Annotated in this window: 24 protein-coding genes; 8 read left to right on the top strand and 16 right to left on the bottom strand. The window is 73.7% G+C overall.

What is annotated here, in order from left to right; genetic code table 11:
• Positions 1–67: 67 nt before the first annotated feature.
• The 4 genes from ACLQ2X_RS20310 to ACLQ2X_RS20295 form a co-directional block, all read right to left on the bottom strand.
• A complete protein-coding gene (locus tag ACLQ2X_RS20310; protein WP_425682631.1) occupies positions 68–2248 on the bottom strand; it encodes a transglycosylase domain-containing protein in 2181 nt (726 codons plus the stop codon).
• A 101-nt stretch (positions 2249–2349) separates the two neighbouring features.
• Positions 2350–3153, bottom strand: coding sequence for a hypothetical protein (locus tag ACLQ2X_RS20305; RefSeq protein ID WP_425682630.1), 804 nt, complete (start codon positions 3151–3153; stop codon positions 2350–2352).
• A 128-nt stretch (positions 3154–3281) separates the two neighbouring features.
• Positions 3282–4388, bottom strand: a complete 1107-nt coding sequence (locus ACLQ2X_RS20300) for an SPFH domain-containing protein (RefSeq protein WP_425682629.1) — start codon at positions 4386–4388, stop codon at positions 3282–3284.
• Positions 4389–4393: 5 nt separating this feature from the next.
• On the bottom strand, positions 4394–4867 hold the full coding sequence (locus tag ACLQ2X_RS20295; protein WP_425682628.1) for an NfeD family protein: 474 nt from the start codon (positions 4865–4867) through the stop codon (positions 4394–4396).
• 96 nt (positions 4868–4963) lie between these two features.
• Here ACLQ2X_RS20295 and ACLQ2X_RS20290 point away from each other — a divergent pair, with 96 nt between their 5' ends.
• Entirely contained in the window at positions 4964–6277 is a 1314-nt protein-coding gene (locus tag ACLQ2X_RS20290; protein WP_425682627.1) for a serine hydrolase domain-containing protein, read from the top strand.
• A gap of 52 nt (positions 6278–6329) precedes the next feature.
• Here the strand turns inward: ACLQ2X_RS20290 and ACLQ2X_RS20285 are convergent, their stop codons facing one another.
• Positions 6330–7142, bottom strand: coding sequence for a DUF3097 domain-containing protein (locus ACLQ2X_RS20285; protein ID WP_425682626.1), 813 nt, complete (start codon positions 7140–7142; stop codon positions 6330–6332).
• A 162-nt stretch (positions 7143–7304) separates the two neighbouring features.
• Between ACLQ2X_RS20285 and ACLQ2X_RS20280 the strand changes: the two genes are divergently transcribed.
• Positions 7305–8099: a hypothetical protein gene (locus ACLQ2X_RS20280; RefSeq protein ID WP_425682625.1), complete on the top strand. Its 795-nt coding sequence runs from the start codon at positions 7305–7307 to the stop codon at positions 8097–8099.
• Positions 8100–8108: 9 nt separating this feature from the next.
• Here ACLQ2X_RS20280 and ACLQ2X_RS20275 read toward each other — a convergent pair whose 3' ends face one another.
• From ACLQ2X_RS20275 to ACLQ2X_RS20245, 7 genes are all read right to left on the bottom strand, one after another.
• The gene (locus tag ACLQ2X_RS20275) at positions 8109–8888 is read right to left on the bottom strand and encodes an HAD-IIA family hydrolase (RefSeq protein ID WP_425682624.1); all 780 of its coding nucleotides are present in this window, start codon (positions 8886–8888) and stop codon (positions 8109–8111) included.
• A 31-nt stretch (positions 8889–8919) separates the two neighbouring features.
• On the bottom strand, positions 8920–9945 hold the full coding sequence (locus ACLQ2X_RS20270; protein ID WP_425682623.1) for a ferrochelatase: 1026 nt from the start codon (positions 9943–9945) through the stop codon (positions 8920–8922).
• Positions 9946–10068: 123 nt separating this feature from the next.
• Positions 10069–10836, bottom strand: coding sequence for an enoyl-ACP reductase FabI (gene fabI, locus ACLQ2X_RS20265; protein WP_425682622.1), 768 nt, complete (start codon positions 10834–10836; stop codon positions 10069–10071).
• Between the two features lie 23 nt (positions 10837–10859).
• Entirely contained in the window at positions 10860–11564 is a 705-nt protein-coding gene (gene fabG, locus ACLQ2X_RS20260; RefSeq protein ID WP_425682621.1) for a 3-oxoacyl-ACP reductase FabG, read from the bottom strand.
• Positions 11565–12169: 605 nt separating this feature from the next.
• A complete protein-coding gene (locus ACLQ2X_RS20255) occupies positions 12170–13120 on the bottom strand; it encodes a VWA domain-containing protein (RefSeq protein WP_425682620.1) in 951 nt (316 codons plus the stop codon).
• Positions 13117–14076 (bottom strand): DUF58 domain-containing protein, encoded by a 960-nt coding sequence (locus ACLQ2X_RS20250; protein ID WP_425682619.1) that lies wholly within the window; start codon positions 14074–14076, stop codon positions 13117–13119. Before ACLQ2X_RS20250 ends, ACLQ2X_RS20255 begins: the two co-directional genes overlap by 4 nt.
• Positions 14055–15161 (bottom strand): AAA family ATPase, encoded by a 1107-nt coding sequence (locus ACLQ2X_RS20245; RefSeq protein ID WP_425682618.1) that lies wholly within the window; start codon positions 15159–15161, stop codon positions 14055–14057. Before ACLQ2X_RS20245 ends, ACLQ2X_RS20250 begins: the two co-directional genes overlap by 22 nt.
• Before the next feature lie 240 nt (positions 15162–15401).
• Here ACLQ2X_RS20245 and ACLQ2X_RS20240 point away from each other — a divergent pair, with 240 nt between their 5' ends.
• From ACLQ2X_RS20240 to ACLQ2X_RS20230, 3 genes are all read left to right on the top strand, one after another.
• Entirely contained in the window at positions 15402–15632 is a 231-nt protein-coding gene (locus ACLQ2X_RS20240; RefSeq protein WP_425682617.1) for a hypothetical protein, read from the top strand.
• Positions 15633–15684: 52 nt separating this feature from the next.
• A complete protein-coding gene (locus ACLQ2X_RS20235; protein WP_425682616.1) occupies positions 15685–16203 on the top strand; it encodes a PH domain-containing protein in 519 nt (172 codons plus the stop codon).
• Between the two features lie 62 nt (positions 16204–16265).
• Positions 16266–17603, top strand: coding sequence for a PH domain-containing protein (locus ACLQ2X_RS20230; RefSeq protein WP_425682685.1), 1338 nt, complete (start codon positions 16266–16268; stop codon positions 17601–17603).
• A gap of 10 nt (positions 17604–17613) precedes the next feature.
• Here the strand turns inward: ACLQ2X_RS20230 and ACLQ2X_RS20225 are convergent, their stop codons facing one another.
• Positions 17614–18702, bottom strand: coding sequence for a phosphatase PAP2 family protein (locus tag ACLQ2X_RS20225; RefSeq protein ID WP_425682615.1), 1089 nt, complete (start codon positions 18700–18702; stop codon positions 17614–17616).
• A gap of 110 nt (positions 18703–18812) precedes the next feature.
• On the opposite strand from ACLQ2X_RS20225, the gene ACLQ2X_RS20220 reads away from it, so the two are divergent.
• Both ACLQ2X_RS20220 and ACLQ2X_RS20215 read left to right on the top strand, forming a co-directional pair.
• Positions 18813–19217, top strand: a complete 405-nt coding sequence (locus ACLQ2X_RS20220) for a thioesterase family protein (protein ID WP_425682614.1) — start codon at positions 18813–18815, stop codon at positions 19215–19217.
• Positions 19214–20041, top strand: a complete 828-nt coding sequence (locus tag ACLQ2X_RS20215; protein WP_425682613.1) for an MBL fold metallo-hydrolase — start codon at positions 19214–19216, stop codon at positions 20039–20041. The genes ACLQ2X_RS20220 and ACLQ2X_RS20215 overlap by 4 nt, the downstream gene beginning before the upstream one ends.
• Positions 20042–20110: 69 nt before the next feature.
• On the opposite strand, the gene ACLQ2X_RS20210 is transcribed toward ACLQ2X_RS20215, so the two are convergent.
• Positions 20111–21019 (bottom strand): aminoglycoside phosphotransferase family protein, encoded by a 909-nt coding sequence (locus ACLQ2X_RS20210; protein ID WP_425682612.1) that lies wholly within the window; start codon positions 21017–21019, stop codon positions 20111–20113.
• A 7-nt stretch (positions 21020–21026) separates the two neighbouring features.
• The gene (locus ACLQ2X_RS20205) at positions 21027–21554 is read right to left on the bottom strand and encodes a MarR family winged helix-turn-helix transcriptional regulator (protein WP_425682684.1); all 528 of its coding nucleotides are present in this window, start codon (positions 21552–21554) and stop codon (positions 21027–21029) included.
• Between the two features lie 80 nt (positions 21555–21634).
• Between ACLQ2X_RS20205 and ACLQ2X_RS20200 the strand changes: the two genes are divergently transcribed.
• On the top strand, positions 21635–22858 hold the full coding sequence (locus ACLQ2X_RS20200; RefSeq protein WP_425682611.1) for a multidrug effflux MFS transporter: 1224 nt from the start codon (positions 21635–21637) through the stop codon (positions 22856–22858).
• A gap of 77 nt (positions 22859–22935) precedes the next feature.
• Here ACLQ2X_RS20200 and ACLQ2X_RS20195 read toward each other — a convergent pair whose 3' ends face one another.
• On the bottom strand, positions 22936–23865 hold the full coding sequence (locus ACLQ2X_RS20195) for a carbohydrate kinase family protein (protein WP_425682683.1): 930 nt from the start codon (positions 23863–23865) through the stop codon (positions 22936–22938).
• Between the last annotated feature and the right edge of the window lie 167 nt (positions 23866–24032).

Raw genomic sequence — 24032 nt, 5'->3', positions numbered from 1 at the left:
ACCGGCCAGCCTAACGCCACTTCCAGGCCGGTAGGGCCTAGCCGCACCCATCGCCGGGAGTCGTTGCCTACCCGCGGTCGCGCAGCCAGCGTGGCGGGTCGGTGCGCTGCTCGGTGCGCTCGGGGGTCGGCTGCGGGCGCGGCCGCGGGCGCTGCGGCTCACCGGCCAACTCGCGGCTGGGGGCGGCGAAGTCCCGCACCGGCTGGCCGGCCACGGCGGTCCTGATGGTCCGGGCCACCGCCTCGATCACCTTCGCCTGCACGGCGGCGCCGACCACGTCGGTGACGTCGTCCGGGTTGGCGGCGATGCCGGCGACCGCGACCTGCGGGGTGAATCCGACGAACGTCTCCGTGGCGTTCCGCTCCGAGCTGCCGGTCTTGCCGGCCACCGGACGGTCGACGATCCGGTTGACGGCGGTGGCGGTGCCGCCGTTGCACTGCGCGTACGCCGACTGCTGACCCACCGGGCAGCGGGCCGCGTCGGTGGCCGCCCGGGCCACGTCGGCGTCGAGCACCCGCCGGCACTCGGGCTGCCCCACGTCTACCGTCGTGCCGTCGGGTGCGGTCACCGAGACCACCGGCAGCGGCGCGCAGTAGGTGCCCTCGGCCGCCACCGTGGCGTACGCGTTGGCCAGGTCCAGCGGGGTGGTGGCGGCCACGCCGAGGGTGAACGCGCCCCAGTTGGCGGCGTCGTCGCGGGCGAACGTGGCGTCGGACTCGGCCCGGAAGGTGATGCCGAGGCGCTGCGCCATCTCCACCACCTTGTCCTGGCCGACCTGCTCGGCGAGCCAGACGAAGTACGTGTTGACGGAGCGGCCGAACCCGTCCCACATCATCCGGTAGCCGTCCATCCACTGCGGGTTGGCGTTCGACGGGCACCAGGTGCCGGCGCAGTTGCCCTCGTCGTCGGAGGCGTACCGGGTGGGCAGCCGGCCCGGCGCGTCGAAGCCCGTGGCCAGCGGCTTGCCCGCCTCCAGCGCGGCCAGCATGGTGAACAGCTTGAACGTCGAGCCGGCCTGGTAGCCGTCCACGCTGGCCCCACCGGAGATCAGCGGGTTGACCGTGTTCGGGTGGTTTGCCTGCCCGCCCGGGTTGTCGTCCAGGCTGTAGTGCCGGTTCACGGCCATGGCGAGCACCCGGCCGGTGCCCGGCTCGACGGCCGCGATCGGCAGGGCACGCTTGTTGCCGTACCCGTAGACCTTGGTGGCCTGCTGCTGCGCGGTCTGCTGGATCTTCGGGTCGAGCGTGGTCACGACCCGGTAGCCGCCGCGGCGCAGCGCCTGCTCCCGCTCCTGCGGGCTGTCGCCGAAGGCCGGCTGGTCGAGCCACCACCGGCGCAGGTAGTCGCAGAAGAAGCCCCAGTCGTCGCGTCCCTGGGCGGTGGCCGTGCAGCCGTTGGGCTGGGCGGTCGGGCGCAGCGTGAGCGGTTCGGCCTTCGCCGTCGCGGCCTGCGCCGCGGTGATCGCCCCGGTCTCGGCCATCGCGTCGAGCACGTACGCCCGCCTGGTGAGCGCCTCGCCCTTGTCGCCGTCGATCGGGCTGTACGCGTCGGGCGACTGGACCAGGCCGGCGAGCAGCGCCGCCTCGCCGAGGGTCAGCTCCGCCGGCGCCTTGCCGAAGTAGCGCTGGCCGGCGGCGGCGACGCCGTACGCGCCGGAGCCGAAGTAGGCGATGTTGAGGTAGCGGTTGAGGATCTCGTCCTTGGACAGCGACTGTTCCAGCGCGTGGGCGTACCGGATCTCCTGCAGCTTGCGTCCGACGGTCTGCTCGGTGGCGGCCTGTCGCTGCTCGACGGTGCGGCTCGGGTCGGTCTTGAGCACGTTGCGGACGTACTGCATGGTCAGCGTGGAGCCGCCCTGGGTGCCGCCGCCGGAGACGTTCGCCACCAGCGCGCGGGCGATGGCGCGCAGGTCCGCGCCGCCGTGCGAGTAGAACCGCCGGTCCTCGGCCGCGACGATCGCCTGACGCATCACCGGGGCGATCTCGGCCAGCGGCACGTCGGTGCGGTTCACGTCGTAGAACGTGGTGATCAGCGTGGTGCCGTCGTTGGCGTAGAGGTAGGAGCGCTGCGGCTGCGCGGGGGTGCGCAGCGCGTCGGGCAGATCCCCGTACGCGGCGAGCGCGGCCCGGGCGCCGAACGCGCCGAGCAGGCCGCCGGGAAGCGCGGCGAGCGCGAGGACCAGCCCGGCCAGCAGGCCGGCCAGCAGCACGGTGAACAGGCGCGCCAGCGGCGACCGGTAAGACGGCATGGGTTCCAGGATTACCGCGAATGCCGCCTATCGGCCACTGCGCCAGGCAACTGTCAGTCACCTCACGGCAACCACCCAGCCACCAGCGGCCGGAGAACCGGTCATCCGGTGCCGAGCGGGCCGCTCGGGGACGACGGTGGCGCGGGCGCGACCGCGACGCTTGCCGCCGCCGCGTCCCGGGCGATGGTCTCGGGCACCAGACGACCGCTGCGGTAGCCGATGCCGATGCCGGCGACCAGCACGAAGATCGCCCCGAACGTCTGCAACGAGCCGATCAGCGCCCCGCCCAGACCGAGCAGTGGGGCGGCGATCATCAGCAGCACCCCGTCGCCGTAGGAGAACATCCCGGAGCGGGCGACCGACCAGCCGGTCAGGAACCAGCCGGCGCTGTAACAGGTGGCGCCGGCCAGCACGAGGCCGCGCGCGGTGAGGCCGAACACCGGCGTCTGCTCGGCCAGCCCGGCGAACGCGAGCATCAGCACCGTCCCGCCGATGCTGGCGAGCAGCCCGGCCAGCGCGACCCGGCGGCACCGGGTGGCCACGAGCAGGCCGGTGAGCGCCAGCAGGGCCAGCAGCCCCAGCCAGACCGACCCGACCCAGCCGATCAGGTAGAGCGGCCGACCGTCGGCCGGGTAGGGGTCGTTGCCCACACCGCCGTCGCTGGCCATCGCCACCAGGCCGTAGAGCACCGCGTACGCGGGCAGCAGCCAGACCGCCGCGCGGGCGAACCGGCGGATCGACCAGGCCCAACTCGCGTCGGTGGCGGGCGCTCCCGGCCCGGGTTCGGAGAGAAAGGGCAGGACCCCGAAACCCCCGCCGGCACGCCGGGACCCGATCGGGCCGGCGGGGTCGTGCGCGCCGGGTTTCGGGGCCCGGGTGAAGAGCCGGTCCGCCGGATCCTTCATGCGTCACCTCGCTCGCGCCGCGGGCGGCCCGGCACGCGCGACGGCGCCCCGGCCCTGTCACCAACCGTTCTCGTCACCGATGGTGGCAGGCGCCGGGGCGCCGCATGAAGGAATCTCGGATTTGCCGGTCAGCCCCGCTGACGCTCGTCCGTCGGGTCGTTGACCAGGCTCGCCGGGTTCACCGGCTCCGGGGCCGGCAGCCCCTGCGGCTTGTTGCCACCGGTGGCCTGCGCCTCGGCGACGCGTACCTCGTCGTGGATCTGCTGGGCGGCGTCTGCCGCGGCCTGCGCCGCCTCCGCGGCCTCCCGCTCCACCTGACTCGCGTGTTCGGCCGCCTCCGGTGCGGGCAGGTCCCCCACCATCTGGCTCAGCCCACCGAGCGCGCCGCCCATGCCCTCCAGGGCCTTGGTCAGCTCTGCCGGCACGATCCAGACCTTGTTGGCGCTGCCCTGGGCGATCTGCGGGAGTGCCTGCAGGTACTGGTAGGCGAGCACCTTCTGGCTCGGGTTCGCCTGGTGGATGGCGTCGAAGACGGTACGGATCGCCTTCGCCTGACCCTCGGCCTGCAGGATCCGGGCCTGCCGGTCACCGTCGGCGCGCAGCACCGCCGACTGCTTGTCACCCTCGGCAGTGAGGATCACCGACTGCTTGTGACCCTCGGCGGTGAGGATCGCCGCCCGGCGGTCACGCTCGGCGCGCATCTGCTTCTCCATCGAGTCGCGGATGCTTGCCGGCGGCTCGATCGCCTTGATCTCGACGCGGGTCACCTTGATGCCCCAGCGGCCGGTGGTCTCATCCAGCACCCCGGAGAGGTGCCTGTTGATCTCGTCGCGGCTGGTCAGCGCCCGCTCCAGGTCCAGCGAGCCGATGACGTTACGCAACGTGGTGACGGTCAGCTGCTCGATGGCCTGGAGGAAGCTGGAGATCTCGTAGGTCGCCCGGACCGAGTCGACCACCTTGAAGTAGAGAACCGTGTCGATCGAAACCACGAGGTTGTCCGAGGTGATCACCGGCTGCGGCGGGAAGCTGACCACCTGCTCCCGCATGTCGACCTTGGTGCGAACCGCGTCGACGAACGGCACCAGCAGGTTCAGACCCGGGTTCAGGGTCCGCTTGTACCGGCCGAGCCGCTCCACCACGTCCTGACGCTGCTGCGGCACGATCCGTACCGCCTTGAGCAACGTCACCACGCCGATCAACGCCACCGCGATCATCAGGATCGCCAGAAACTCCATACCGTTCACCTTTTCCCTTCGGGCAGCTCACCCGGGGTGGAAATATCGTCCTGCCAGACCAGGGCGGTCGCGCCCCGGACCTTGATCACCTGCACGTGCTCGCCCGCCTCGTAGCTGCGCGTCGCGTCGTACGAGCGGGCCGTCCACAGCTCACCATCGATTTTGATCATCCCCCGATCGGCGTCGACCGGCTCCAGGACCACCGCGGTGGACCCTTCGATCGCCTCGACCCCGAACGGCTTCTCCCCGGTCTCCAGCGCCGACCGGGCGTGCCGCCGGACCACCGGACGTGCCACCGCCACCGTCAGCGCCGACACCACCGCGAAGACCACCGCCTGGAGCGCCACCGGCGCACCGAGCGCGGCGGCGCCGGCCGTGACGAACGCGGCGACGCCGAACATGATCAGGAAAAGGGTCGTCGTGAAGATCTCGGCGACCGCCAGCACTACACCCAGCACGATCCAAAACACGGCGTCCACAAGCACAATCCTGACACGTCATCGCACGTGTCATCGAACTGTCATGATCGCTTGGCTGGGCGCATCCCCCGCGCCCGACCGCGGAGGAGGACGAGAATGACCCTACTGCCCGAAACCGCCCGCCGGCTCGACCTGCTCGTCGCCCGGGCCCAGGCCGAGGGGCGGGCGCCGTCGCTCGCCCTCGGCGTGGTACGCGACGGCGCCGTGTCGCACCTGGTCCTCGCCGGCGAGCAGCCCCGCCCCGGTCGGGACCTCCAGTACCGGATCGGCTCGATCACCAAGACGATGACCGCGGTGCTGGTCATGCAGGAACGCGACGCCGGCCGGCTCGCCCTGGACGACCCCATCGGGGCCCACCTGCCCGGCACCCCGGTCGGCGCGCTTACCGTGCGCCAACTGCTCAGTCACGCCAGCGGGCTGCAACGCGAGCCGGACGGCGGATGGTGGGAGCGGGCCGGGGGCATGGACCTGGACACCCTGCTCGCCGGGCTCACACCGGACAAGATCGCCTACCCGCCGCACCGGGTCTACCACTACTCCAACCTGGCCTACGGACTGCTCGGCGCCGCGCTGGAGCGGATCACCGGCACGCCGTGGGCGGACCTGCTGACCGAGCGGCTGCTGGCGCCGCTGGGCATGCGCCGCACCACCCTCCTGCCCACCGAGCCGTACGCCCGGGGCTACGTGGTGCACCCCTGGCACGAGACGCTGCGGGAGGAACCGCTCACCGACAGCGGGGCGATGGCGGCGGCCGGGCAGCTCTGGTCGACGGTCGACGACCTGGGCCGCTGGGCGGCGTTCCTGGCCGCTCCCGACCCGGCGCTGCTTGCCCCGGAAACGCTCACCGAGATGTGCACGCCGATGATGATCAACGATCTGGACTCGTGGACCGGCGGCCACGGCCTCGGCGTGGAGCTCTACCGGGTCGGCGACCGGGTGTACGTGGGGCACGGCGGCTCGATGCCCGGGTACGTCGCCGCGTTGGCCGTGCACCGACCCACCGGGACCGCCGCGGTGACCTATGCCAACTCGTACGGCCTGCGCGGTGGCCACCACATCGGCGCGCTCGGCCGCGAGGCGCTCACCCTGGTGCTGGACGCCGAACCGGCCGCGCCCGCCCCGTGGCGCCCGGCCGCACCGCCCGCCGCCGACCTCGCCGCGCTGACCGGCCGCTGGTGGTGGATGGGCGGCGAGTTCGAGTTCCGCGTCGACGCGGACGGTGACCTGGTCGGTGGCCTGGTCGGCAAGCCGCTGCTTCGCTTCACCCCGGAGGGACCGGACCGGTGGCGGGGCCGTTCCGGCGCGCAGGACGGCGAGATCCTCACCGTCATCCGCGACGAGACCGGCACCCCGGTCGCCCTCGACATCGCCACCTTCGTCTTCACCCGGACCCCCGACCAGGAGCCCTGACCCGCCCTCCCGGCCCTCGCCCCGCCCCGCTGAGGGGTGGGGTGGGGGCCGGTCACCGGGGCTCGGTGACGAAGTCGATCAGGCGCTCCACGGCGTTGATGAGCGGGGTCTCCACGTCGGCGAAACTGTCCACCCGGGACAGGATGTGCCGCCACATGTCAGCCGGCTCGCCGACCCCGAGCGCCGCGCAGACACCCTCCTTCCAGGGCTGCCCCGGCGGCACCACCGGCCAGGCCGCGATGCCGAGCGCCGCCGGCCGCACCGCCTGCCACACATCCACGTAGGGGTGCCCGGTGACCAGCACGTGCGGTGAGGTCACCCGGGCCACGATCCGGCTCTCCTTGGAGCCGGGCACGAGGTGGTCGACAAGCACACCGAGCCGCCGGCCCGGGCCGGGGTCGAACTCGCGTACCTGCTCGCCGAGCGCGTCGATGCCGTCCAACGGCTCCACCACCACGCCCTCGACCCGCAGGTCGTCGCCCCAGATCCGCTCGACGAGCGCGGCGTCGTGCACGCCCTCCACCCAGATCCGGCTGGCCTTGGCGACCTGCGCCCGCACCCCGTCCACCGCGATCGAGCCGGACGCGGTGCGCCGCCGGGCGGCGGGCACCGGGGTGCGCGCCGGGCGGCGCAGGGTGACCGGCCGACCGTCGAGCAGGAACGCGGCGGGCAGCAGCGGGAAGTTGCGCCGCCGCCCACGCCTGTCCTCCAGCACCACCGCACCGGAGTCGAAGCCGACCACCGCGCCGCAGAATCCGGAGTCGGCGTCCTCGACCACCATGTCGTGCTCCGCGTCGATCTCCGGGATCACCTTCCGTCGCCGCCAGTCACCGGCCAGCACGTCACCGTCGTATCGCCCTGCCATGCCGAAAACGCTAACCACCGAACCCCGCGTGTCGCTTGCCGACGCGCCGACCGGGTCGTCATCCCTCGGCACGAAACGGTGCGAAGGGGTTAGTTGGGGGCAGGTCACGCCGGCGGTGCGGCAGTCGAGACAGCAACGGCGCGGAGCACGTACCCTTTCGGCATGTCCTCCCCCGCAACGGGCGCGGCCACACTGGCCCCGCGCCGGTCGAGCCGGTTCGTGGCCTGGGTGCGCGCCTGGCGCGCCGGCCTCGTGCCGTTCGACGAGGTCGCCGACGCCGTCGCCGGCGACGAGGAGCACCTCGTCGCCGACGCCCCCGGCACCTGGACCGACGTGTCCCTGCGGGAGGCGCTGCCCAGCCTGGCCAAGCACTCCCCGGACGACATCCGCCTGGTCCTGCCCGCCCCGGGCGACCCGCGTGGACTGCCCGGCCCCGGCGCGTTCGCCGGGGCGGCGCTCGTGGCCGGCGAGGCGGTGGTGGCCAGTGGGCTGGGGCTGGTGCCCGAGGTCCGCACGCACACCTCCGGCTCGGGAATGACCTGGGAGACGGTGCTGTGGCGGGTCCATCCGCTGCCGACGGACGCGCCACGGGCGTCGCTCGTCGTTCCCGGCGCGGCCGAGGCCGAGGCGGAACTGGCCGCGGTGCTGGCCGAGACCACCGCGACGCTCACCCGGCTGGACGTCGCCCAGTGGCGGCCGGAACTGGCCGGGGCGCTCGCCGCGCTGCGCCGTCCGGACGGCGCCACCGACCTGCCGCCCGGGTTCGACCCGCGGGCCCGACGCCTGTTCGCCCGCGCGGCCGTGCTGGACCGGGTGCTCGCCCTGGCCGGGGAGAGCGCGCCGGGCGGTGCGGTGAACACCCACGAGGCGCAGCAGCGCGACGCGGCGCTGCGGCCGCTGACCACCGCCTGCCGGCAGGCCCTGGTGGCCGCCTGCAACGCCCCGCTGCGGCTGTAGCGCTGCGGCTCAGATCTCGTCGATCAGGTCCGCCACCGAGTCGACGATGCGCGACGGCCGGTACGGGTACCGTTCGGCCTCGGTGCGGCTGCTGATCCCGGTGAGCACCAGGATCGTCTCCAACCCCGCCTCCAACCCGCACAGGATGTCGGTGTCCATCCGGTCGCCGATCATCGCGGTGGACTCGGAGTGCGCGTCGATGGTGTTCAGCGCCGACCGCATCATCATCGGGTTCGGCTTGCCGACGAAGTACGGGTCGACACCGGTCGCCTTGGAGATCATCGCCGCCACCGAGCCGGCCGCCGGCAGCGCGCCCTCCACCGACGGGCCGGTGACGTCCGGGTTGGTGCAGATGAACCGCGCCCCGTCGTTGATCAGCCGGATCGCCTTGGTTATCGCCTCGAAGCTGTAGGTGCGGGTCTCCCCCAGCACCACGTAGTCCGGCGCGAAGTCGCTCAACACGTACCCCACCGCGTGCAGCGCCGTGGTCAGGCCGGCCTCACCGATCACGTACGCGGTCCCGCCCGGTCGCTGGTCGCCCAGGAACTGGGCGGTGGCCAGCGCCGACGACCAGATCGCCTCCTCCGGCACGTCCAGGCCCATCCGGGCCAGCCGGGCGCGCAGGTCGCGCGGGGTGTAGATGGAGTTGTTCGTCAGCACCAGGAACGGCTTGCCGGAGGCGCGCAGCTTCTTGACGAACTCCGGGGCGCCGGGCACCGGCTGTCCCTCGTGCACCAGCACACCGTCCATATCGGTGAGCCAGCTCTGCACCGGCCTGCGGTCAAGCATCGTGTCGTCCCAATGTCGGTGGTGGTCGGGCTCAGGGGCGGCGGGCCGGAGGTACGCAGCACAGCGCCGGGCAGGTGTCCCAGGCGGGCAGCTCGCCCAGGCGTAGCCGTTGCGCGTCCGGGGCGGTGCGTTCCCGCACCAGCTCCCGCACCATCGCCACGAACCGCGCGTCGGTGCCCGGCGTGCCGGCGCGCACGAAGTCCAGGCCGAGCTGCTTGGCCGTCTCCAGCGCCTCGGTGTCCAGGTCCCACACCACCTCCAGGTGGTCGGAGACGAAACCGATCGGGCTGACCACCACCCCCGTCACACCCTGCTCGGCCAGGGCGGCCAGGTGGTCGTTGATGTCCGGCTCCAGCCACGGCACCTGCGGCGGGCCGGACCGGCTCTGCCAGACCAGGTCGTACGGCAGGTCGGGGGCGGCCGCGGCGTGCACCAGCCGGGCCACCTCCGCCAGCTGGGCGGTGTACCGGCCGCCGTGCGGGCCGGCGCTGACCGCCGCCGAGATCGGCACCGAGTGCGCGGTGAAGACGAGTCGGGTGCTGTCCCGGCGGGCCGGGTCGAGCTGGGCCAGCGCGGCGCGCACCGCGTCGGCGTGCGGCTCGACGAAGCCGGGATGGTCCCAGAACTGGCGCAGCTTCTCGATCATCGGGGCGTCCGGCCCGACCGCCGCGCGGGCGGCGGCGATGTCCTCCTGGTACTGGCGGCAGGAGGAGTAGCCGCCGTACGCGCTGGTGACGAACGCCAGCGCCCGGGTGATCCCGTCGTCGCGCATCCGGGCCACCGTGTCGGCGAGCATCGGGTCCCAGTTGCGGTTGCCCCAGTAGACCGGCAGGTCGATGCCGTTGGCGGCGAAGTCCGCCCGGATCGCCGCGAGCAGGTCACGGCACTGCTGGTTGATCGGGGACACCCCGCCGAAGTGCTGGTAGTGCTCGACGACCTCGGCCAGCCGCTCCGGCGGCACCCCCCGCCCCCGGGTCACGTTCTGCAGGAACGGGAGAACGTCCTCGGGCCGTTCCGGGCCACCGAAGGAGACCAGCACCAACGCGTCGTACGCCATGGCCCCATTGTTCCTCGCCGGCCGGCACGCCATCCGGTCGGGGCGGTGACCGCCGGGTCGCGCCGCGTCAAGAAGGGCCCCTTCCTATGCCTGAGACGTTAAGAAGGGGCCCCTCCTTACACCTCAGGCGCCGATGGCGTGGTAGCCGCCGTCGACGTGGACGATCTCGCCGGTGGTGGCCGGGAACCAGTCGGACAGCAGCGCCAGGCAGGCCCGGGCGGCCGGCTCCTGGTCGGTGAGGCTCCAGCCCAGCGGCGCCCGCTCGGTCCAGGCGTCCTCGAACTGATCGAAACCGGGGATGGACTTGGCGGCGATGGTCCGCAGCGGGCCGGCGGCCACCAGGTTGCTGCGGATGCCCTGCTTGCCCAGGTGCAGGGCCAGATAGCGGGAGGTGGACTCCAGGCCGGCCTTGGCCACGCCCATCCAGTCGTAGACCGGCCACGCCTTCGTCGCGTCGAACGTGAGGCCCACCACGGCGCCGCCCGCGGACATCAGCGGCAGCGCGGCCATCGCCAGGGACTTGTACGAGTAGGTGGAGACCTGCAGGGCGGTGGCGACGTCCGCCCACGGCGCGTCGAGGAAACCGCCGCCGAGGCAGCTCTGCGGGGCGAACCCGATCGAGTGCACCACCCCGTCGAGCCCGTCGACGTGCTCGCGTACCTTGTCGGCCAGACCGGCCAGGTGCTCGTCGTTGCTGACGTCCAGCTCGATCACCGGGGCCGGTTCGGGCAGGCGCCTGGCGATCCGTTCCACCAGGGAGAGCCGACCGAAGCCGGTGAGGACGACCTGGGCGCCGTTCTCCTGGGCGAGCTTCGCCACCGAGAACGCGATCGAGGCGTCGGTGATGACGCCGGTGACCAGCAGCCGCTTACCAGCGAGAAGTCCGGACATTACGTGTCTCCTCCGTGCTCTGCTCAGTGACCCATGCCGAGGCCGCCGTCGACCGGGATGACGGCGCCCGTGACGTATCCGGCGGCGTCGGAGGCGAGCCAGGTGACCACGCCGGCCACCTCGTCCGGGCTGGCCATCCGGCCGGCCGGGATGGACTTGTGGATCTCGGCCTTGCGCGCCTCGGGCAGTCCGGCGGTCATGTCGGTGTCGATGAAGCCGGGCGCCACCACGTTCGCGGTGATGTTGCGGCTGCCCAACTCCCGGGTGATCGATCGGGCCACCCCGACCAGACCGGCCTTGCTGGCCGCGTAGTTGACCTGCCCCGCGCCGCCGGAGAGGCCGATCACCGAGGAGATGAAGATCATCCGCCCCCACCTGGCGCGCAGCATCTTCATCGAGGCCCGCTTGGCGACCCGGAACGAGCCGGTCAGGTTGGTGTCGAGCACCCGGGTGAACTGGTCCTCGGACATCCGCATGAGCAGGGTGTCGTCGGTGGTGCCGGCGTTGGCGACGAGCACCTCGACCGGTCCCAGCTCGGCCTCGATCGTGGTGAACGCGGCGTCGACCGACTCGGCGTCGGTCACGTCGCACCGCACCCCGAACAGCCCTTCGGGGGCCTCGCCGCTGCGGTGCGTCACCGCCACCCGGTCGCCCTGCTTGGCGAAGGCACGCGCGATGGCCAGGCCGATACCCCGGTTCCCGCCGGTCACCAGCACGGTACGGGCCACGGATCCCCCTCTGCTCCTGATCTCTCGGACGGTCGGAGCCTAGGGGTTACCGACAGGTAAGCGCTAACCCGAGCAGGCCACTTCCCGGTATGGCGAGGCCTGTGGTGCTGGCGGTGGCGTCCGGGCCGCGGCCCGGCCCGGACGCGCCCGAGCGCGCGGCACGCCCGGCCCCGGTGTACGATGATCGCGTCTGCGGGCCGGTCTGCGCCCGCACTCCGGGCCCCGCCGACCGCAGGAGGTGATCGCTGTGCGAGATGGCGATCCTCCCAGTCGTGGCCGGGCCCACCGTCAGCCCCGCTGAGCCACGGCTCGGTCGACGCGGCTGACCCGCTTCCCGCCCACCGCACCGCACCACCCCCGGCGACCACCTTCGCCGGTGGCGCTGCCGCGCGGCGGAGCACCCGGTCACGACTTCGTGCGCGTACACCCCTGCCCCTTCACGGCCCACCGGGCCGACCGTCGCCGCGGAGCGCAACCATGAGCCGTTACGTCGCCCCCCTGGGCTTCACCCTCGCCGCCGTCTGGGTGGCGGTCCTGTTCGTCCTGGCCAGCGGCGGTCACTGAACCGCCGCCGGCCTGGACCGACGGGCCGGGCCGGTCGCCTCTCAGACCAGCCGGGACGTCCACAGCAGACTCAGCCCGCCGGCGCACAGCGCCAGGAGCAACGCGATGCCCGCGTACCACTGGGTGATCTCGCGCGGCTCGGTCCGATAACCGATCGAGCTGCCCATGTCCTGGTAGACCTGCTTCAGCTCGGTGGCCGACGCGGCCTCGTAGAAGAAGCCCTGCGTGGTCTCGGCGAGCTGGGACAGTGCCGAACGGTCCACCGGCACCCGCTGGAGTTGGCCGCCGATGTCGACCTGCCCGGAGTCGGTGCCGAACGCGATCGTGGACACCGGCACGTTCGCCGCCTGCGCCGCCGCGGCCGCCTCCTCCACCGACCGGCCCGAGGTGCGGTAGCCGTCGGAGAGCAACACGATCCGGGCCGGCGGGATGCCGGCGGCGCCGTCGGCCGGGACCGTCCGGATCGCTTCCAGACAGGTGAAGACCGCCTCGCCGGTGGCGGTCGCCTCGGCCAGCACCAGCCCGCCGATGGCGGTGGTCACCGCGGACCGGTCCTTGGTCGGTGGCACCAGCACGTTCGCCGACTTGGCGAACGACACCAACCCCACGTTGTAACTCTCCGGCAGCTCGCTGACGAACTGCTTGGCGGCGTCCTGCGCCGCCTCCAGCCGGTTCGGGGCGACGTCGTCGGCCTGCATGGACAGCGACACGTCGATGGCGAGCATCACGGTCGCCCGCTCCAGCGGCTCCCGGGTGTCGATCGCCGGCCGGGCCAGGCCGGTGGCCAGCACCAACAGGCAGAGCAGGAACGCGGTGGCCGCCACGTGCCGCCGCCACCCCAGCCCCTTGGGCGCGACGGTGCGCAGCAGGTCGACGTTGGTGAAGCGCAGCGCGTACTGCCGGCGGTGCAGCTGCCGCCAGACGTACGCGCCGGCCAGGGCGAGCACCGGCAGCACGGCCAGCAGCCACCACGGTTGCATGAAACGGATCATCGGGTCGTCCCTCGGGTACGGGCGTGCCGCTGCGCGGCCACGAAACGCACCATGTCCAGCAGCCAGTCTCGGTCGGTGTGCAGGCGCAGGTGGGCCGCGCCGGCGGTGCGCAGCTCGGCGGCGATCGCCGCGCGCTGGGCGGCCGCCGCCTCGGCGTACCGGCGGCGCAGCCCCGGGTCGGCGGTCTGCACCTCGTGCAGCTCCCCGGTCTCCGGGTCCACCACCGGCAGCACCCCCACGTCGGGCAGTTCCAGTTCCCGCGGATCGACCACCTCGACGGCCAACACGTCGTGGCGGACCCGCAGCTTACGCAGTGGCCGGCCCCACTGCGACGGTGGCGACAGGAAATCGGAGATCACCACCGCCACACCGCGCCGCCGGGGCGGCCGGTTGAGCATGTCGACAAGCGCGCCGAGGTCGCTGCGACCCGGCCGGATCTCGGTGCCGGCCACCGCCCGCAGCAGCGCCTGCGCCTCCTTGCGGCCGGACCGGGCGGGCAGCCGGTGCACCGCGCCCGGCGCGCCCGCGGACGCGCCGGTGCCGACCACCGCGCCGATCCGGTTGCCGCCCCGCACGGTCAGGTGGGCCAGCGCGGCGACGGCGGCGACCGCGACGTCCCGCTTGAGCCACCGCCCGGTGCCGAAGTCGAGGCTGGCCGACATGTCGACGGCCAACCACGTCTCCAGTTCCCGGTCGGCCACCGTACGCCGCACGTGCGGCGTGGTGGTGCGGGCGGTCACCGGCCAGTCCATCCGGCGTACGTCGTCGCCGGGCCGGTACTCGCGGGACTCGCCCGCCTCGCTGCCCGGGCCGGGCAGCAGCCCGGCGTAGTCGCCCTGGAGCAGCCCGTCCAGTTTGCGGGTGACCATGAGCTGGAGCCGGGCCAGGACCGCACCGGAACGCTCACCGGTGGCCGGCAGCCGGCCGGGCGGGCTCACGGGCGCTGCCCGGGCCACCCGTGGTGCGGCACGGCCGGCGGTGGCGGGGTGGCCTGCTGGCGGGGCGCGACCGCGGGCAGCGGAATTGTCGACATCACCCGGTGCACGATGTGGTCGGCCGGGACGTCGTCGGCGAGCGCGTCGTAGCTGAGCACCAGACGGTGCCGCAGGATGTCCGGCGCGATGTCCTGCACGTCCTGCGGCAGGGCGTAGTCCCGGCCCCGCAGCAGCGCCAGCGCGCGGGTGGCCCGGACCAGGCCGAGCGAGGCGCGCGGGCTGGCGCCGTACTGGATGAGCTGGGCCACGTCGGGCATGCCGTGCTCGGCCGGGGCGCGGGTGGCCAGCACCAGCCGGACCGCGTAGTCGACGAGCGCGTTGTGCACGAAGACCTGGTCGGCCTTGCGTTGCAGGGCGATCAGCTCGGGGGTGTCGAACACCCGGGCCGGCTCGGGCGCGGCCACGCCCATCCGGTAGACGATCTCCCGCTCCTCGGCGTCGGTCGGGTAGCCCACCACGATCTTCATCAGGAACCGGTCCCGCTGCGCCTCGGGCAGGGGGTAGACGCCCTCCTGCTCGATCGGGTTCTGGGTGGCCATCACCAGGAACGGGTCGGGCACCCGGTGGCTCTCCCCACCGATGGAGACCTGCCGCTCGCTCATCACCTCCAGCAACGCCGACTGCACCTTGGCCGGCGCCCGGTTGATCTCGTCGGCGAGCAGGAAGTTGACGAAGACCGGGCCCAGCTCGACGTCGAACTTCTCGCTGGACTGCCGGTAGATCCGGGTGCCCATGATGTCCGCGGGCACCAGGTCCGGGGTGAACTGGACCCGGGCGAACGAGCCGCCGACGACCCGGGCGAGGGTCTCCACGGCAAGCGTCTTCGCCACGCCGGGCACGCCTTCCAGCAGGCAGTGCCCCCGCGCCAGGAGCGCGACGAACATCCGCTCGACCATCCGGTCCTGGCCGACGATCACCCGTTTGATCTCGAACAGTGCCCGCTCCACAAGCGTGGCGTCCTGCGCCGGGGTGGTCGCCCCCGGGGGTGGCGCGTCCGGCGTCCCCTCGCTCGGGTTCGGCACGTCGGGTGTGGTCGGCTGGGCCACCGGTCCTCCACAGCTGGGTCGTCGTCGGCGTGGTGCGGTATCAAGACTGTCATGCCTTGCTGAGAGGCGAGGGTGGGAGAGGCACGATTTTCGCCGCGCCGTCCGGCGCCGCGGAAAACGCTGGACACGGGTGGACAACAAGGGGTCCGGCGTGTGTACGATTCATCCCGTCGCCGGGCGGCTCCCCCCGTGGCCGCCCGGCGCTAAAGCTCCCGGCGTGCGATGCCTAGACTCGCCCCGATGACCAGTCCCACCGAACCCGACGACGCGCTGATCTGCTCAGCGCGTGGGTGTCGCGCGCCCGCGGTGTACCAACTCCGCTGGCACAACCCCCGACTGCACGCGCCCGACCGGCGCAAGATCTGGCTGGCCTGTCCCGAGCACCGCGGGACCCTCGGCGACTTCCTCGACGCACGCGGCTTCCTGCGTGAGGTGGTGCCGCTGCCCGGATCGCCTACGCTCGGACCGTGAGCGCGCAGACGAACCGAGCACGCACCGTCGGTGAACACGGCGGGTCCCCCCGGTGACCGGTGACAGGCTCGCGGGCCCCCCGCCGGACCCGCTGCGCCCCTGGCCGGACACCGTGCGCTGGCAGCCGATCTCCCGTGACCTGATCTGGGTCGAGCTGATCCGGCTCGGCATCACGGTGGCGGTGACCGTGGCGGTGCTCGGTGTGGCCTGGGCGCTGATCGGGCACTGGCTGCTCGGCGCCGCGGTCGGCGCGACGCTGCTGCTGGCCACCTTCCGGTCGGTCACCATCGTGCGCGCGGTCCGCGCCTGGGGGTACGCCGAACGCGACGACGACCTGCTCGTCCGGCACGGGTTGCTGGTGCGGCGGTTGTCCATCGTGCCGTACTCCCGGATGCAGTTCGTCGACGTGAGCGCCGGCCCGCTGGAGCGCGCCTTCGACCTGGCCACCGTGCAGTTGCACACCGCGGCGGCGGCCAGCGACGCCCGGGTGCCCGGCCTGCGACCGGCCGAGGCGTCCCGGTTGCGCGACCGGCTCACCACCCTGGGCGAGGACCGGGCGGAGGGCCTGTGAACGCGCGGAGCGAGCCGGACCCCGGCGCTCCACCGCCGGGGCCCCCGCCGCCGTACCCGGGAATGTGGGGCCCGGTCACCGGCCCGCCCGGTGGCGAGGAGCCGCGGCAGCGGCTGCATCCGCTGAGTCCGGCGCTGCACGGGGCGAAGTCGCTTGTCGTGGTGATCGCCGGGCTGTCCTGGTCGACGCTGTCCCGGGTCGGGTTCGGCTGGTTCGCCGCGCTGGTCACGGTCTTCGTCCTCGCCGCCACCGTGCTGTCGGTGGTGAGCTGGTGGAACACCGGCTACCACGTGGTGGGGCGGGAACTGCGCGTGTACGAGGGCCTGCTGTGGCGGCGTACCCGTGCCATCCCCCTGGAACGGTTGCAGGCGGTGGAGGTGGTCCGTCCGCTGCTGGCCCAGCTCACCGGCCTGGCCGAGCTGCGGTTGGAGGTGGTCGGCGGGGGCAAGACCGAGGCGCCGCTGGCCTACCTGAGCGTGGCCGAGGCCACCGCGCTGCGGCAGCGCCTGCTCGCCGTGGCCGGTCGCGCCCCGACGCCCCCGACGGCCGGGGCCGACGACACCGCGGTCGCGCCCACGCCCACCGGGCGTCTGCTGCACGCGGTACGCAACCAGGATCTCCTGGTCAGCCAGCTGCTCACCCCACAGGCTTTCCTGCTGCCGGTGGGTCTGGCGTTCGTGGTGGCGCAGTTCCTCTCCGCGGGCTCGTGGTCGTTCATCGCCGTGGCGAGCACGTTGACCGCGATGGCCGGGGTGCTGCTGCAACCGGTCCGCCGGGTGCTCGACGACTGGAGCTTCCGGCTCGACCGGGACGACGACACGCTGCGGGTGCGAAACGGCCTGCTGGAGACGCGCGTGCAGACCGTGCCGCTGCACCGGGTGCAGACGGTACAGGCGACGTGGCCGCTGCTCTGGCGGATGAAGGGTTGGCTGCGGCTGCGGCTGGAGGTGGCCGGCTACTCGGCCGGCGAGCCGGACGACCGCAACCGCCCGGACCGGCTGCTGCCGGTCGGTGACGCGGACACCGGCCACCTGGTCGTGGCCGAGGTGCTGCCCGGCGTGCGGCTGGACGCGCTGCCCGGCACGCCACCGCCGTCCCGGGCCCGTTGGCTGCGCCCGCTGAGCCGGGCGGTGGTCGGCGCGGGCCTCGACGAACGGGTCTTCGTGGCCCGTTCCGGGCTGCTGACCCGTCGGGTGACGCTGGTGCCGTACGCCCGCATCCAGAGCGTGCGGGTGGTCCAGGGGCCGGCGCAGCGGCTGCTGCGGCTGGCCACCGTGCACACGGACACCGCCGGTGGGTCCGGGGCGGTGGCGGTGGACCGGGACCTGGCCGACGCCTGGGAACTGGCCGCGGAGCTGACCGCGCGGGCGCAGGCGGCACGGCAGACGGACGGCCGCTGAGCGGTCCCGGTCAGCGGCGGTCCGCCGGTACGACGTCCCGATCCCCCGCGTCCCGATCGCCCACAGCCGGGCCACCCGCGTCACCGACGGGGTCGCCGGTGGCGGGGTCGGTGGCCGCCGCGACGGCCGGCTCCTGCGCGCGCTGCGCCCGCCGGGCCGCCCACCAGCGCTCCAGCAGGCCGACGACCAGGAACGTCACGCCCACGTAAGCCCAGCCGACAAGCACATCGATCAGGTAGTGCTCGCCGCTGTACATCAGCGTGAACGTCATGGCCAGCGGGTAGGCCAACATCAGCGGCCACCAGCGCCTGCGCACCGAGCGCAGGAAGAACAGCACCACGAACAGCGCGAACGCGGTGTGCAGCGACGGCATCGCGGCCACCGGGTTGGAGGCGATCTGCCCGGCGTTGAGCAGGTTGCCCGCGCCGTGCATGCCGACCTCCTTCCACCCCCGGGTGGAGATCCGCGCCACCTCGGTGAGCAGCCCGTTCTGTGCCGCCCACCACGGCGGCGCCGCCGGGTAGAGGAAGTAGGTGACCAGCCCGGCCGCGCACAGGAAACCCCACCGGGCCATGTACGAGATCCAGCGTCGCCGGTTGCGCATCCACAGCACCGCGGCGGCGGCGAACGTCGCCACGAAGTGGGAGAAGTAGATCCAGCTCACCAGCACGTCCCACCAACGCACCTGGGCCGGGTCGTAGAGGCGCTCCTGGAGCCAGATCGTGGGCACCTCGCCGCCGGTGAGCCACCCGGTCAGGAACCGGTCGGCGACGATCAACTCCGTGGCGTGCGGGGTGGCGCCGTTGTCGGCGAACCCGCGCGACAGGTTGTACGCGGCGAGCAGCAGCACCACCGGGATCCAGTCCCGGGCGAAGAGCAGGTGGCTGCGCCACGGGCGGGCCGAGTTCCAGGCGACGGTGCCCGCCCAGATCCACAGGAACGCGTACGCCGGGTCGGTCGGCAGCCCGATGAGAAGCCAGGCGGCCACGAAGGCGACACCCCAGATCGTCATCGCGATCACACGACGTCGCCCGCCGTCGGGCGACGCGGGTGGCTGCGCGGCAGGGGCGGGGGGCGGGGAATGTGTCAGCTCGGCCATCGCGGACAAGGTTAACGGCGGCCGACGAACGCGCCGACCCCGACCGTCGGGCCGGTGCGGGCAACGCGGACGCCGGACGGTCCGACGCCTGCTGCACTAGGCTCGGCCGCATGCAGGAGCAGCCGGACCGGCCCGTCACGCCGGGCCTGACCGCCCGGGTCGAACTGACCGTGACCGACGCGGACACCGCCCGGGCGATGGGCTCCGGGGACGTGCCGGTGCTCGGCACCCCCCGGGTGCTGGCGCTGGTCGAGGCGGCCACGGTGGCCGCCACCGCGACCCGGCTGCCGCCCGGGTCCACGACCGTCGGGGTCCGCGTCGAGCTGGAACACCGGGCGGCCACCCCGGTGGGCCGCACCGTGGCCGCCCACGCCGAGCTGGTCAAGGTCGACGGCCGGCGACTGGTCTTCGAGGTGACGGTCACCGACGGGCCCACGGTGGCCGCGCAGGGGCGTGTCGAGCGGGCACTGGTGGACCGGCAGCGTTTCGTCGAGCGGGCCGTCGGCCCGTCATGACCGCCGGGTTCACCGAGGTCGCCGCCGGGGTGCACGTGCTGCGCGAGCCGCTGCTGGCGGTGAACGTCGTGCTGGTGGTCGGCGACGGCGCGGCGCTGCTGGTCGACACGCTCTCCACCGCCGGGCAGGCGGCTGGGCTGGCCGCCGCCGCGCGGGCGGTGACGCCGCACCCGTGGACGATCGTCAACACCCACCACCACTTCGACCACTGCTTCGGCAACGCCACGCTGGCCGGCCCGGACACCGCCGTCTACGCGCACGTGCGGGCCGTGGTGGCGTTGCGGGACCGGCCGGACGCGGTACGCCGGGCCGCGTACGAGGAGATGCGCACCGGACAGCCGGCGCTCGCCGAGGAGTTGGCGCGTACCGAGGTGCGGGCGCCCACGCACGGGGTGGTCGAGGAGACGGTGCTGGACGTGGGCGGGCGGCGGGTGCTGCTGCGCCATCCCGGGCCCGGGCACACCGACGCCGACCTGGTGGTGCACGTGCCGGACGCGGACGTGCTGGTCGCCGGTGACCTGGTGGAGCAGAGCGGGCCGCCGGCGTTCGAGGACTCGTACCCGCTGCGGTGGCCGGACGCGCTGGCCGACCTGCTGCGACTGACCACGCCGGGCAGCGTGGTGGTGCCCGGTCACGGCGACCCGGTCGACGCGGACTTCGTCCGGGAGCAGCACGGGCAGCTGGCCCGGCAGGCGTGGCAGATCCGGGCCGGCCACACCGGCGGCGCACCGGCGGAGCGGGTGGCCGCCGAGTCGCCGTTCGGCGCCCGGCCAGGTCTGGTCGCGGCCCGCCGTGGCTACGCCGAACTCGACGGCACGGCCTGAGCCGACCGCCTGGGCCGAACTCGACGGCACGGCCCGAGCCGACCGCCCGAACGCGGCGGCACCGACGGCTCAGCCGGCCTGGGTGTCCGCCAGGATCGCCCGGAGGCGGTGGCGGCACTCCGCGACGAACGCCGGGAAGGTGTCCCAGTAGTAGGAGACGCCGCTGGCCGCCACGCCGAGCGCCCAGGCGCGGGCCCGCGCCCAGGTCACGTCGTCCAGGCCGAGTGCCTCGCGGTAGGCGTGCCGGGCCGGGGGCGGAAGGTCCCAGATCGGGGCGTGTTCGGCGTCCGGGGATCCGACGGCGAGGCCGCCGAAGTCGATGACCGCGTGCAGCCGACCGTCGCGCGCCAGCAGGTTGGTGGGCTTGAGATCGCCGTGCAGCCAGACGTGCGGCCCGGCGGGTTCGGGCAGGGTCAGGGCGGCTCGCCACAGCCGCTGAAGGGTGTCGACGTCGATCTCGTCACCGATCCTGCTCCGGCAGTCGTCGAGCGCCGGGGCGATCCAACTGTCGCAGGGGTGCAGGCTGCCACCGCGGTATCCGCTCAGGGTGCCCGTCCGGGTCGCGCCGAGCAGGTCTGTGGCATGCAGCCGCCGTACGAACGTCGCCAGGTCGGTGCCGAGGGTGGCCCAGTCCTGGACGGTGTCCGGCCGGACCTCGTCGCCGTGGATCCACCGCAGCACCGACCACGGCAGCGGGAAGGCGGCGGCCGGCGTGCCGGCGTGGAGCGGTTCCGGCACCGCGTAGGGCAGCAGCGGCGCGAGCCGGGGCAGCCACTGCTGTTCCTTGCGCAGTGAGCCGGCCTTGTCCGCGGTCCGGGGCACCCGGACGAGCAGGTCGGAGCCGAGGCGGTACATCGTGTTGTCGGTCCCGGCGCCGGCCGGTGTCAACGGCAGCGCCGCCCACTCGGGGCACTGGTCGACCAGCAGCGCCCGGACGACACCCTCGTCCACCGGGATCTCGTCCTCGTGCAGGGTCATCCGGTGATCATCGGGTCGGGGCCGGCTCGACGCCATCGAGTTTCCGCCCGTCCCGCCCGTCGCGGTCGGGCGGGACGGGCGGGTCGGGTCGGGCGCATTCGCGCAGCGCGTCACGCAGCGCGTCGAAGTGCCCGGCGGCGGCCAGGATCGCGGTCCGAGCCGTCGGGGTCAGCTCGGCCAGGGCCTCGGCGAGCAGCGCGGCGCGATGGGCCTCGTAGTCGGCCATCCGGGTCCGGGCGGCCTCGGTGACGTGCAGCCGGACCACCCGGCGGTCGGCCGGGTCGCGCTCGCGGGCCAGCAGCCCGGCGTCGGTGAGGTCGCGGACCAGTGTGCTCACCGTGTTGGGCGCGGCGTCGAGCCGCCGCGCCACCTCCTTGCCGCTGATGCCGGGCGCGGCCCGCACGAGCAGGAGCAGTTCCGCCTGTGCCTCGGGCAGCGGGTCCCGCTGCACGCGCGCGCCGGTGCGGCGGCGCAGGAGGCGGTGCACCTGCCCCAGGGCCGCCCCGAACCGCGCGACCTGCTCGTCCGTCGCCACGATGCCCGCCCTCACCTCTCAATAGTTCTGGGTACAGAGGTAAGGTACCGGAACGTACCAAGATCAGGGGGTCCCTTCCCGTGAGCAGAGCCGTGCCGGCGGCCGTCCGCCCGACAGCCGTCCACTCCCCCGCCCCCACCGGGGGCATCACCCTGCTGTTGCTCCTGGGCACGCTCACCGCGGTCGGCCCGCTGTCGCTGGACATGTACCTGCCGGCGTTCCCCGCCATGACCCGCGACCTCGGCGCCGATCAGGCCGGCATCCAACTGTCGCTGACCACCTGCCTGATCGGCCTGGCGCTGGGTCAACTGGTCACCGGCCCGCTCAGCGACCGCTGGGGGCGCCGCCGGCCGGCGCTGATCGGCGTCATCGCGTACACCGTGCTGGCGCTGGCGTGCGCGGCGGCGCCGAACGCCCCGCTGCTTGCCGCCCTGCGGTTGCTGCAGGGCATGGCCGGCGGCATGGGCGTGGTGGTCGCCCGCGCCGTGGTCCGCGACCTCTATGCCGGCCGGGACGCCGCGAAGTACTTCTCCCGGCTCATCCTGGTCTTCGGCATCGCGCCGGTGGCCGCGCCCGGCGTCGGCAGCCTGGTGCTGCGCTTCGGCTCCTGGCGGACCATCTTCCTCACCCTGGCCGTCATCGGGGCGCTGCTCGCCGTCGCGGTCGCGTGGCGCCTGCCGGAGACGCTGCCGGTCGAGCGCCGCAGCACCGCCGGCCTGGCGGGCACCGTCCGCACCATGCGCTCGCTGATCGCCGACCGGGCCTACCTCGGGTACGCGTTGACCCAGGGCTTCGCCTTCGCCGGGCTGTTCGCCTACATCTCCGGTTCGTCGTTCGTGTTCCAGGACGTCTTCGGCGTCACCGCGACCGTGTTCAGCGTCATCTTCGGCGTCAACGCGCTCGCCCTGGTCACGGTCGGACAACTGAACGCCCGGCTGCTCGACCGGTTCCACCCCCGCCGGCTGCTGGTCATCGCTCTCGCGGTCGGCCTGGTCACCGCGGCCGGTGTGCTGACCGGCGCGCTCGCCGGCAGCCTCGCCCTGACCGCGGTGGCGCTGTTCGCCTTCGTCGGCGCGCTGGGCATGGTGACGCCGAACAGCACCGCGCTGGCGCTGGACGCGCACGCCCGCCACGCCGGCACCGCCGCCGCGCTCATGGGTGGCATCCAGTCGGTCATCGGCGCGCTCGCCGCACCGCTGGTCGGGCTGGGTGGCGAGGGCAGCGCCGCGCCGATGGCCATCGTGCTCGCCGCCTCCGCGCTCCTGTCCGTCACCGCCGTGCTGACCCTGACCCGCCGCCCCTGAGCTCCGCCGCCCCGCGCGGCTGCCCCGGTGTTAAAAGGGGGCCTTCCACTACCGGACGCGTCAACAGTGGCCTTCCTTCACCTGAAGCGGGTGGTGACGGCGGCGCGGGTGGGCATGGCGGTGGCGCCGCCCGGGGACTCGCAGACCACGGCGGCCACCCGCAGCGCGAACGCCACCCGGTCCCGCCAGCCGGAGGGGTCGGTCGGTTCGCCGTCGGTTAGCAGGTCAGCCACCAGCGCGCCCATCACCGAGTCACCCGCGCCGGTGGCGTCCACCGCGTCCACCGTCGGCGCCGGCACGTGTGCCACCTCGTGGGCGGCGGCGACCAGGGCGCCGTCCGCGCCGAGCGTGACCACGACCGTGGCCGCGCCCAACTCCCGCAGGTACGCGGCGACGCCCTCGACCGGCTCGTCCGGGTAGAGCACCCGGGCGTCCGCGCCGCTGAGCTTGACCAGGTGCGCCCCGGCGGCGAACTCGGCAACCACGGTCCGCAGCCGGTCCAGCGCGCCGGGCGCGGTGAGCAGGCGGGGGCGCACGTTCGGGTCGAACACCCGCAGCCCGCCGGCGACCGACCAGGCGCGCCGGGCGGCGGCAAGCGTCGGCGGGTCGAGCAGCACGATCGAGCCGCAGTAGAGCACGTCCGCGCCCTCGACCAGCGGCACGTCCAGGTCGTCCGGGCCGAGCAGGGCGTACGAGCGGGGTTCGCCGTAGAAGCGGAAGTCCGGTTCCGGGCCGGCGAAGGTGGCCACCGCCAGCGCGGTCGGCGCCGACGCGGTGACCGCCCCGGTCAGGCCCACTCCGGCGTCGGCGAGGAAGGCGCGGATGCGCCCGGCCAGCGCGTCGTCGCCGAGCGATCCGACGAACTGCACGTCGCCGCCGAGCCGGGCGACGGCCACCGCCACGTTGAGCGGTCCGCCGCCGACCGCCTGCCGATAGACAGGTTCCCCGTCCTGTTCGGCGTCGAGCAGGTCGATGAGCGCCTCGCCGAGCACCACCGCGTACCCCATCGGGCTCCCCTCGTCGTCCTCCCCGATCCTGGCCCATGCCGGCGGCGCGGCGCGCGGCGACCCGGACATCGAGCGAGACCTATTGCGGGGTGGAGCCGTACGTGGTGGGATGGCGATGCCGGGCAACGGTGCGGGGGCTGCCGCGCCGCCGGTCGCCGGGTCGAGCC

It is taken from the genome of Micromonospora sp. DT31, assembly GCF_049841795.1.
In the GTDB taxonomy this organism is placed as follows: domain Bacteria; phylum Actinomycetota; class Actinomycetes; order Mycobacteriales; family Micromonosporaceae; genus Micromonospora.
This window is presented reverse-complemented; position numbering and strand designations above follow the sequence as displayed.

What these genes read in the sequence shown, in the direction of transcription:
- ACLQ2X_RS20275 (WP_425682624.1), bottom strand. Translation starts at nt 8,888, where the DNA reads ATGCTTGACCGCAGGCCGGTGCAGAGCTGGCTCACCGATATGGACGGT.
- ACLQ2X_RS20210 (WP_425682612.1), bottom strand. Translation starts at nt 21,019, where the DNA reads ATGACCCTGCACGAGGACGAGATCCCGGTGGACGAGGGTGTCGTCCGG.
- ACLQ2X_RS20270 (WP_425682623.1), bottom strand. Translation starts at nt 9,945, where the DNA reads ATGGCGTACGACGCGTTGGTGCTGGTCTCCTTCGGTGGCCCGGAACGG.
- ACLQ2X_RS20215 (WP_425682613.1), top strand. Translation starts at nt 19,214, where the DNA reads ATGACCGCCGGGTTCACCGAGGTCGCCGCCGGGGTGCACGTGCTGCGC.
- fabI (WP_425682622.1), bottom strand. Translation starts at nt 10,836, where the DNA reads ATGTCCGGACTTCTCGCTGGTAAGCGGCTGCTGGTCACCGGCGTCATC.
- ACLQ2X_RS20255 (WP_425682620.1), bottom strand. Translation starts at nt 13,120, where the DNA reads ATGATCCGTTTCATGCAACCGTGGTGGCTGCTGGCCGTGCTGCCGGTG.
- ACLQ2X_RS20195 (WP_425682683.1), bottom strand. Translation starts at nt 23,865, where the DNA reads ATGGGGTACGCGGTGGTGCTCGGCGAGGCGCTCATCGACCTGCTCGAC.
- ACLQ2X_RS20290 (WP_425682627.1), top strand. Translation starts at nt 4,964, where the DNA reads ATGACCCTACTGCCCGAAACCGCCCGCCGGCTCGACCTGCTCGTCGCC.
- ACLQ2X_RS20285 (WP_425682626.1), bottom strand. Translation starts at nt 7,142, where the DNA reads ATGGCAGGGCGATACGACGGTGACGTGCTGGCCGGTGACTGGCGGCGA.
- ACLQ2X_RS20310 (WP_425682631.1), bottom strand. Translation starts at nt 2,248, where the DNA reads ATGCCGTCTTACCGGTCGCCGCTGGCGCGCCTGTTCACCGTGCTGCTG.
- ACLQ2X_RS20240 (WP_425682617.1), top strand. Translation starts at nt 15,402, where the DNA reads ATGACCAGTCCCACCGAACCCGACGACGCGCTGATCTGCTCAGCGCGT.
- ACLQ2X_RS20305 (WP_425682630.1), bottom strand. Translation starts at nt 3,153, where the DNA reads ATGAAGGATCCGGCGGACCGGCTCTTCACCCGGGCCCCGAAACCCGGC.
- ACLQ2X_RS20225 (WP_425682615.1), bottom strand. Translation starts at nt 18,702, where the DNA reads ATGGCCGAGCTGACACATTCCCCGCCCCCCGCCCCTGCCGCGCAGCCA.
- ACLQ2X_RS20280 (WP_425682625.1), top strand. Translation starts at nt 7,305, where the DNA reads ATGTCCTCCCCCGCAACGGGCGCGGCCACACTGGCCCCGCGCCGGTCG.
- ACLQ2X_RS20230 (WP_425682685.1), top strand. Translation starts at nt 16,266, where the DNA reads ATGTGGGGCCCGGTCACCGGCCCGCCCGGTGGCGAGGAGCCGCGGCAG.
- ACLQ2X_RS20220 (WP_425682614.1), top strand. Translation starts at nt 18,813, where the DNA reads ATGCAGGAGCAGCCGGACCGGCCCGTCACGCCGGGCCTGACCGCCCGG.
- ACLQ2X_RS20300 (WP_425682629.1), bottom strand. Translation starts at nt 4,388, where the DNA reads ATGGAGTTTCTGGCGATCCTGATGATCGCGGTGGCGTTGATCGGCGTG.